Annotated in this window: 8 protein-coding genes and 1 pseudogene; 4 read left to right on the top strand and 5 right to left on the bottom strand. The window is 59.5% G+C overall.

What is annotated here, in order from left to right:
- Positions 1 to 345: 345 nt before the first annotated feature.
- The 3 genes and pseudogenes from NH344_RS17680 to NH344_RS17670 form a co-directional block, all read left to right on the top strand.
- On the top strand, positions 346 to 1,149 hold the full coding sequence (locus NH344_RS17680; protein WP_253028248.1) for a PhzF family phenazine biosynthesis protein: 804 nt from the start codon (positions 346 to 348) through the stop codon (positions 1,147 to 1,149).
- A 169-nt stretch (positions 1,150 to 1,318) separates the two neighbouring features.
- Positions 1,319 to 2,269, top strand: coding sequence for a DUF808 domain-containing protein (locus NH344_RS17675; protein WP_228168716.1), 951 nt, complete (start codon positions 1,319 to 1,321; stop codon positions 2,267 to 2,269).
- Positions 2,270 to 2,400: 131 nt separating this feature from the next.
- A pseudogene (locus NH344_RS17670) lies at positions 2,401 to 2,529 on the top strand (nuclease); the annotation flags it as partial.
- Here the strand turns inward: NH344_RS17670 and NH344_RS17665 are convergent.
- From NH344_RS17665 to NH344_RS17655, 3 genes are read right to left on the bottom strand one after another with little or no spacing between them, the layout of a single operon-like run.
- Positions 2,490 to 2,786, bottom strand: a complete 297-nt coding sequence (locus tag NH344_RS17665; RefSeq protein WP_044629820.1) for a DUF1330 domain-containing protein — start codon at positions 2,784 to 2,786, stop codon at positions 2,490 to 2,492. The pseudogene NH344_RS17670 and the gene NH344_RS17665 sit on opposite strands and share 40 nt — an antisense overlap.
- Positions 2,787 to 2,846: 60 nt before the next feature.
- Positions 2,847 to 3,395, bottom strand: coding sequence for a hypothetical protein (locus tag NH344_RS17660; protein ID WP_044629819.1), 549 nt, complete (start codon positions 3,393 to 3,395; stop codon positions 2,847 to 2,849).
- A gap of 29 nt (positions 3,396 to 3,424) precedes the next feature.
- On the bottom strand, positions 3,425 to 3,877 hold the full coding sequence (locus NH344_RS17655) for a helix-turn-helix domain-containing protein (protein WP_044629818.1): 453 nt from the start codon (positions 3,875 to 3,877) through the stop codon (positions 3,425 to 3,427).
- A gap of 71 nt (positions 3,878 to 3,948) precedes the next feature.
- Between NH344_RS17655 and NH344_RS17650 the strand changes: the two genes are divergently transcribed.
- Positions 3,949 to 4,971, top strand: coding sequence for an SO_0444 family Cu/Zn efflux transporter (locus NH344_RS17650; protein ID WP_044629817.1), 1,023 nt, complete (start codon positions 3,949 to 3,951; stop codon positions 4,969 to 4,971).
- Positions 4,972 to 5,010: 39 nt separating this feature from the next.
- Here NH344_RS17650 and NH344_RS17645 read toward each other — a convergent pair whose 3' ends face one another.
- A complete protein-coding gene (locus NH344_RS17645; protein WP_052509948.1) occupies positions 5,011 to 6,402 on the bottom strand; it encodes an amidohydrolase family protein in 1,392 nt (463 codons plus the stop codon).
- A gap of 286 nt (positions 6,403 to 6,688) precedes the next feature.
- The gene (locus NH344_RS17640; RefSeq protein ID WP_253028249.1) at positions 6,689 to 7,933 is read right to left on the bottom strand and encodes a sorbosone dehydrogenase family protein; all 1,245 of its coding nucleotides are present in this window, start codon (positions 7,931 to 7,933) and stop codon (positions 6,689 to 6,691) included.
- Between the last annotated feature and the right edge of the window lie 129 nt (positions 7,934 to 8,062).

The raw sequence follows: 8,062 nt of genomic DNA, 5'->3' as shown, positions 1-8,062 counted from the left end.
GACCAGCAGTGCCAAGGCATTGAAGGCAACGAACATCGAAGCAGGAACCAGGAAGGTAACGACCTGGGAATCCCCTTCCTTTCCGCCGCAAGGCGGCAGCGCAAGCTGAGGGAGGGGAGGATGTCAACTGTTTGGTCAGGCCCTTGCGCCACTGTTCGAGCGACTGAGCGGCTATTCCCATTTTATATGGGCGGGATTGCCGCTGCCCTTTGCATCGCGGCAGTGGCCGTGATGGCTTCCAGGCGGAGACGCGCTCAGCGCTTGACGACGCGCGATTGAGCTTGATGCCTCCGCCAGAAAGCGACACTAACCTAGCGTTTTCGCCTCTCTTTTTCGGTATCTGCCATGAAAATCGACCTCTACCAAGTAGATGCTTTCGCCTCAAAACCCTTTGAAGGCAACCCAGCCGCCGTGTGCCCGCTGGAGGCGTGGTTGGATGATGCGCTGCTGCAGGCCATTGCAGCGGAGAATAACCTGTCCGAAACGGCGTTTTTCGTACCCACGGAAGCGGGCTATCACCTGCGCTGGTTTACGCCTTCGGTGGAGGTGGATCTTTGCGGCCATGCCACCTTAGCGGCGGCGTGGGTGGTATTTCATGCCTTGGGCGTGGTGGCCGAGGCGGTGGCCTTTGAAACCAGAAGCGGTGTACTGACCGTTCGCCGTGAGGGCGATACGCTGGTGATGGACTTCCCCGCAAAAACGCTCGCACCGCTAGACATGCACGCGGAAGTCGCCGCTGCCCTGGGCGGTATGGAAATCGAAGAGCTGCTGATCTCGGATGACATTGTGGCGGTAGTTGAAGAGGCGAGTGTGATTGAACGCCTCGCGCCGGATATGCAGCGGCTTAAACAGCTTCCAGGGCGAGGTGTGGCTGTTACTGCGAGAGGCGATGACGTGGATGTTGTCTCTCGCTGGTTTGGCCCCAAGGTCGGCGTGGAAGAAGACCCGGTGACCGGCTCGGCGCATACGTCGCTCGCACCTTACTGGGCAGCGCGTTTGGGTAAGCAAGCGCTTACTGCCCGCCAGGGTGGCGCACGTCAAGGCGCGCTGAGCTGCGTGGTAGAAGGTGAGCGCGTGATGATTAAAGGCCGCGTTGCGCCTTATCTAACGGGGCAAATCACGCTGCCTGAAAATGCTTCCTCAAGGTAGTACCCCTCACTCCATAGCGCGCTCCCTCGAAGGCCGCTCTTTGAAGTGACGCAGTGAGGGTAGGTCATGAAGGGAGAGAATCGACACTGCCCTTGGCATAAAAGAGTCCGCCCGCCCCAGCCACCGTGTGCTTTACTATCTGCAATGCTGATTCACGGAGGAAATACCCATGGCTATTGGCGGCTTGATTGGATTACTGGACGACATTGCCGCGCTGGCGAAGCTATCCGCTGCATCACTGGACGATGTAAGCGCCGCGGCTGGTCGTGCGACGGTGAAAGCGGCAGGGGTGGTGGTGGATGATGCGGCGGTGACGCCGCAATATTTGCACGGGGTAGTGGCAGAGCGTGAATTGGCGATTGTGAAGCAGATCGCGCTGGGCTCCATCCGCAACAAGCTGTTGTTTATCCTACCAGCGGCGCTGCTGCTGAACCATTTTCTGCCTGGGCTATTGCCGATCATCCTGATGATAGGCGGCACTTACCTGGCCTTTGAGGGCGCGGAGAAGGTGTGGCATAAGCTCTCTGGCCAGCATGACGATGACAAGCCTGCGGTTGAGAAGGGGCCGGAAGCTGAGAAAAAGATCGTGAGTGGTGCCATCCGCACCGACCTGATTCTCTCTGCTGAAATTATGGTGATTGCGCTGGCCACGGTGTCTCACCAAGGATTCTGGTCACAGCTGGCAAGCTTGGTGGTGGTCGCGTTTGTGATCACGATACTGGTGTATGGCGTGGTGGCCATGTTGGTCAGGATGGACGATGTTGGCCTACAGCTTGCCCAGCGGGATCACTCAGGCGTACAAGCCCTGGGCCGTGGCTTGGTCACGGCCATGCCCAAAGTGCTCGCGACCATCTCAGTAGTGGGCACCATCGCCATGCTGTGGGTGGGCGGGCATATCTTGATGGTGAATCTGGGAGCAGAGGGAACGGGCTGGTTCAACGCGCCCTACGAGTGGGTGCATCACATCGAGCATGCCATTCATGAGTCCACCGGTGCCTTTGGTAGCACGCTGGGCTGGAGCTTCAATACGCTGTGCTCGGCGGTGATTGGCTTTTTGGTGGGCTCGGTGGTGGTGGGGGTATCGCGCCTCGTGCCTACCCAGAGGGCGCATTCTAAATAACGGCGCGGTACCATGCACTCTTACCAACGCCAGCCTCATGAAGCTGGCGTGTTATTACTTGCTGAGGCTTTTCCATGACCACCCGCGTCGCCATCTTCGTCGATACCCAGAACGTCTATTACACCGCGCGCGAGGTCTACGGCGTGCCCCAGCTCACCGCCGCCTCGCTCATCAATGCCGCGAGCGAGTTCATCCCCATCGAGGGTGACTTGTTGCGCCATCACACCTCTTCGATGCCTTCTACCAAAAAGACGCGGTAATCGGCGCCCAGGAAGCGGTGCTTGCGGGCTTCCTGGTAGGCGGGGCTTTGGTACCAGGCGCGGGCGGCGGCCATGTCCGGGAAGCGTAGAATCACCGCACCTTCCATGTCGCTGCCTTCCAATACTTCAACATCGCCGTAAAACGCTAGCGGCTGCGGGTCGTGGCCTTCGCGGGCGGCTTTGGCTTTTTCGCTGTAGCGCTGCATCTCTTCGCTGTCGTGGGTGCGCTCACGGGTCAAAACGATATAAGCGGGCATTGCTTTCTCCTAGATAAGATGACAAGACGCTCCAGCATACCATTGCCGACGGGCGTTGCCTTATGAATCAGGGCGAGTGGGGCCGTTGGTGGGGGTGTACGCGTCCGCTTCGATAACGGCGTCGTCCTCTACCGCACGTTCGAGCTGGCGGTGCTCCAGGGCTGCGAGTGCGATGCGGTAGCAGTCGTCGATGTGGCTGTTACCCATGTATTTCATGGCGGTAAAGCTGATGCCGCCTGCCACGGCACTGCCGATCAGCGGTACGAACTTGGACGCGCCTTTTGCCGCCACCCGAACGCCCATTTTGCTTAGTAGCGAGACGATGAGGTTCTGGGTGATGTATTTGCCCGCCATCTTGCTGCCGGTGTTGGAGATGGCGGTCATGACGAACAGCTTGCTCTCGGTATCCAGGCCGTCGATTTGCTCCGGTGTCAGGCCAAACTGGCTATTAATTTTGGGGATGATGCGCATCAGAATCGCCACGTCCGAGCCGATATCCAGCCCCGGTACGGGGATGGTGGCGGTGCCCGCTGAGAGTCCAGCACTTTTGGTGACCATCGCTTGGCATGTCTTTTTGATGGCCTCGAGTTCTTCCTTCGTTTCGATCATGGGCAGTTCCTTTGGGGGATGGCCGCGCGTCATTTGAGCAAAGATTGGCGGTCGCCACAGCGGGTGTCACTGCAGCTGGGCTGGTGCTCATACAGCGTTTGGATGATTTGGCAGTCGGCGGCTTTGCCGCCCCGGCACTGGTGCACCACTTGGCGCAGCTCGTCGGCTAGCGCCTGAAGCTTGGCAATGCGTGCCTCCAGGTGCGCGAGATGGCGGCTAGCAATGTCATCGGCGGCGCTGCAGTCGGTATCTGGGTGGTCGGAAAGCTCGAGCAATTCCTGAATATTGTGTAGGTCTAGCCCTAGGCTGCGGCCATGGCGAATAAACCCAATGCGTTCCAGCGCGGCCTGACTATACAGCCGGTAGCCTTGCTCCCCACGTTTGGGTGGTGGCAATAGGCCCAGCTTTTCATAGTGGCGAATACTTTCTGGTGAGCAGCCTGTGCGGGCAGCAACATCTCCAATGCGGTAATACGTAGTCATCGGCTTGACCCTGTAACGATTACAGGGTTTAGGCTAGTCCTTATTCCCACCGTGAACAAGTAGGTGATGAGATGACGCTGATAAACGAACTGCTACAAATTGCCTTAACGGCGGCCCCGTGGCTGCTGTTGGGGCTGATGATTGCGGGGCTGATCAAAGCCTGGCTACCGGAAACCTTGCTGCAGCGCTGGATGGGTGGGCGTGGCCTGGGCAGCATTGTGCGGGCGGCGGTGATTGGGATGCCGCTGCCGCTATGCTCCTGCGGGGCGATTCCTACCGCGATTGCGCTGCATCGGGGCGGTGCGGGGCGCGGGCCGACTACCTCGTTCTTAATCAGCACCCCAGGCGTGGGTGTGGACTCGATTCTGCTCACCAGCGTGCTGCTTGGGCCGCTGATGGCGGTGGTGCGTGTTGGCGGCGCCTTGGTAACGGCCATTGTGACTGGCTTACTAGTGGGCTTTACCCGCGAAGCAGAGGCCGTTGCGCCTGCAGCCACTGCTGGCTGCTGCTCGTCGCATGGCTGCCACGATCACCACGCCGAAACCGTCGAACCTAGCGGTCTGAAAGCGGGGCTGCGTTATGCGTTTAGCGATCTGTTGGATGATATCAGCGCGTGGGTGTTTGCCGGGCTGCTGCTTGCCGGTGTGCTGGTCACTCTGGTACCGCCGGATACGCTGGCACAGTTTTCGGGCGGTATTTTGGCTCTGATACTGATGGCAGTGGTGGGTATTCCGCTTTATATCTGTGCGGCGGCAGCTACACCAGTGGCGGCCGGGCTACTGTTAGCGGGTATCTCGCCTGGGATGGCGCTAGTGTTTTTGCTGGCGGGGCCGATTACCAGCCTAGCAACGCTGGCCATTCTGCGCCGCGAGCTGGGTAACCCAGCATTGGCGGTTTACTTGGCTAGCGTGCTGGTAGTGACCGTACTGGTAGGTTGGCTGTTCGATGCGGCCGTTGCCTTGGCCGGTTGGAACCCGGTGGAGCAGGCCAGCCAAGTGCAAGAGCTGCTGCCCCACTGGTTAGAGTGGCTGGCTTTGGTAGCGCTGGCGCTGGTAGCTATTAGGCCGCTGCGCCGCCGTTTACTGGGGTTTTAACCTTAGCTGGGGTTGTAATCTTGGTGTTTTAAAACGAGCTTAGCGGGTGTCTTTATAAATGCGCCCGCCTTTCATAATCATGCGCAGGTTCTGCTCTGGGTCGTGTAGGAAATCCAGATTGCGGCTGGGGTCGCCGTCTACTAGCAGTAGGTCTGCCCAGGCGCCGGGTTCGATCTTGCCTAATGTGCCGGGGTAGGGGTTGCGCGGGCCGGAAAGCGCAAGCAGCTCGCCATTGCGGCCGGTGGCCATGGCCAGCACGGTGAGCGGGTCGTAGAAGCGGGTAAGTTTGGCGAGCTGGCGCAGCTGGTTGGGGGTGTTTTGCGGGTTGAACAGAATGTCAGTGCCCCAGGCGGTTTTAATATCAAAGCGCTGAGCGAGTTCATAGGCGCGCACGGTGCCTTCTGCCACTTGCCGCTGAGACTCTCGGCGGGCGGCGTCGGGGTAAACGTTGGAATCTTCGTCCTGTAAAAACGGCTGTAGGCTCCACCATGCGCCTTCGCCTGCCATCATGCGGGCGGCTTCTTCATCGGCTAGTTGGCCGTGCTCAATGGATTTTACCCCTGCCCGCAGCGCACGCTGTATGCCCCTTGGGGTGTACACATGCACCATCACGTAGGTGCCCCAGTCACCGGCGGCATCCACGGCGGCGCGCAGTTCGCGCTCGGTAAACTGGGTGCTGTCGAGTGGGTCGTACAGCGAAGCCACGCCGCCACCGGCCATCAGTTTGATTTGCGAAGCGCCTAACATGAGCTGCTCACGGGTGCGGCGCAGCACTTCATCTTCTCCATCGGCAATCGCGGCGACCCCTTGGTGCTCTTGTTCACTCAGCGGCGTGGTGCTGCCCCGAGGAATATCATGACGCATGCGGAAATCGCCGTGCCCCGAGGTTTGGGAAATCATCGCCCCGGCGGGAAAGATTCGCGGGCCATCCACAATGCCTTCGTTAATGGCGCGTTGCAGCGCAAACGAAGGCCCGCCCACATCACGTACTGACGTTACTCCGCGCATCAGCGTGCGTTTGGCTTCTTGGGCCGCGACCAGATGAATGTAGCCCACATCAGCCGTCATGGCGGTGGTTTGGGTAATGGCCGCCAGCGTGGTGTGCCAGTGAGCATCAATGAGCCCCGGCATCAGTAGCCTGCCTCCACAGTCGAAGACTTCCGCTCCTTCGGCGGTGGCATCGGCGGGGAGAATGGAGTGAATCCGGCCCTCTTCAATACGCACTGACACGCCGCTTTGCACCGCACTGCCACTACCATCAAACAGCTGCAGATTGGTCAGCAGCAGCGGGCCGTTGGCTTGACGCGGCTGGGCACTCACCACCGAGGGCACGCTAAGCCCGGCAAACATCGCCATCACCGCAGCGGTGCCGCCCAGCACTTGGCGTCGGCTCAGGTCGGCCATGACCCGCTCATGAAATTGCTGCAGCATGGGTGAGCCACAGCAGCATGCGCCGGGCCCATGAGAAGCATGCCCATGAGGCAGAGGAGTGTGTATATACGGGGCGTGGAGCGTCTTGGCGGCGGGCATAAGCGGTCTCTCATCGGCTAAGGGCGATCATACTTAATAAACTATAGTGAGTGCCGGTAAGCAAGTGCGCGATGGGGAGTCAGTGCGAGGTGGGTAGATGCGGAATGAGCGGGTGGTCTGCCACCCGCTTAAATCCTACTGGTTATTCTTAAGGGCTCTTTTTAAGTGCTCTTTTTAAGGGCTCTTCTTAAGGGCTATCGGGTGTGACGCGCCAAATGGCGTTGGTTAAATCGTCGGCGATGATCAGCGCGCCGTCGGGGTCAATAGTGACGCCTACCGGGCGGCCACGAGTGCGGCCATCGTCGGTGAGAAACCCCGAAACAAAATCGATGGGGTCGCCGCTGGGCTGGCCGTTGCTAAACGGCACGAAAACGACCTTATAGCCAACGGGGTCGGCGCGATTCCAACTGCCGTGCTCGCCGATAAACACACCTTCAGCGAACTCATCGCCCATTTCAGGGGTAGAAAAGGCGAGGCCAAGGGGAGCCACATGCGAACCCAGGCTGTAATCGGGGGCAATCGCCGACTCGACCTTCTCAGGGTCCTGTGGGCGAACGCGGGGGTCGACATGCTGGCCCCAGTAGCTGTAGGGCCAGCCATAGAAACCGCCTTCCTGAACCGTCGTGAGGTAGTCAGGCACTAGGTCGGGGCCTAGCTCGTCACGCTCGTTGACGACCGTCCAGAGCTGCTCGGTGTCGGGCTGAATCGCCATGGCGGTGGGGTTGCGTAGACCCGTGGCATAGGGGCGATGCATGCCCGTGTCAGCGTCAATCTCCCATATTTCTGCGCGGTCAACTTCCGCTTCCATGCCGCGCTCGGTGATGTTGCTGTTGGAACCAATTCCCACATACAGAAACTCCCCATCAGCACTGGCGGTCATCGCTTTGGTCCAGTGGTGATTGATCGCTGAGGGTAGCTCGGCAATCACTTCAGGGGGGCCGTCGGCTTCGGTTTGGCCCTCTTCGTAGTCAAAACGTACCAGGGCGTCTTGGTTGGCTACGTAGAGGTTGTTATCCACCAGCGCCAGCCCGTAAGGGGCATTGAGGTCTTCGGCAAATACTGACTGCTGGTAAGTGCCATCGCCATTTTCATCACGCAGTAAAGTTAAACGGTTGCCGCTCTCTACAGCGGTATTGCCCTGGCTCTTGATATAGCCAGCGATGAAGTCTTTTGGCTTCAACTGCGGTGCGTTGCCGCCGCTACCCTCGGCCACCAGAATATCGCCGTTAGGCAATACCAGCGTTTGGCGTGGAATCTGAAGATCGGTGGCAATGGCGGTAATGGTATAGCCATCGGGCACGGTAGGCGTTTGGTCGCCCCACTCAGCGGGTTCCGGTACCGTCATGTCGGGTAAGAGCCCACGGTCCGGTTCTGGCAATGTGGGATTGGCGCCGTACTGCTGAGCGCTAGCGCTGCCCGCGATCAAAAGCATCGCTAGCAGCCTGTCGGACTTTCCGTTGCACCGTGAGATACTGACCACCGTCATCGCCGAGCTGAGAAGATCGCCATGAGCCGCTTCATCCCTGTGGATCGCCAGACCGATTACCTGCTGCCGCCTTCG

Origin of the sequence: Halomonas sp. Ps84H-12 (assembly GCF_024124725.1) — a bacterium.
Taxonomy (GTDB): domain Bacteria; phylum Pseudomonadota; class Gammaproteobacteria; order Pseudomonadales; family Halomonadaceae; genus Vreelandella; species Vreelandella aquamarina.
This window is presented reverse-complemented; position numbering and strand designations above follow the sequence as displayed.

What these genes read in the sequence shown, in the direction of transcription:
- NH344_RS17680 (WP_253028248.1), top strand. Translation starts at nt 346, where the DNA reads ATGAAAATCGACCTCTACCAAGTAGATGCTTTCGCCTCAAAACCCTTT.
- NH344_RS17675 (WP_228168716.1), top strand. Translation starts at nt 1,319, where the DNA reads ATGGCTATTGGCGGCTTGATTGGATTACTGGACGACATTGCCGCGCTG.
- NH344_RS17665 (WP_044629820.1), bottom strand. Translation starts at nt 2,786, where the DNA reads ATGCCCGCTTATATCGTTTTGACCCGTGAGCGCACCCACGACAGCGAA.
- NH344_RS17660 (WP_044629819.1), bottom strand. Translation starts at nt 3,395, where the DNA reads ATGATCGAAACGAAGGAAGAACTCGAGGCCATCAAAAAGACATGCCAA.
- NH344_RS17655 (WP_044629818.1), bottom strand. Translation starts at nt 3,877, where the DNA reads ATGACTACGTATTACCGCATTGGAGATGTTGCTGCCCGCACAGGCTGC.
- NH344_RS17650 (WP_044629817.1), top strand. Translation starts at nt 3,949, where the DNA reads ATGACGCTGATAAACGAACTGCTACAAATTGCCTTAACGGCGGCCCCG.
- NH344_RS17645 (WP_052509948.1), bottom strand. Translation starts at nt 6,402, where the DNA reads ATGCTGCAGCAATTTCATGAGCGGGTCATGGCCGACCTGAGCCGACGC.
- NH344_RS17640 (WP_253028249.1), bottom strand. Translation starts at nt 7,933, where the DNA reads ATGCTTTTGATCGCGGGCAGCGCTAGCGCTCAGCAGTACGGCGCCAAT.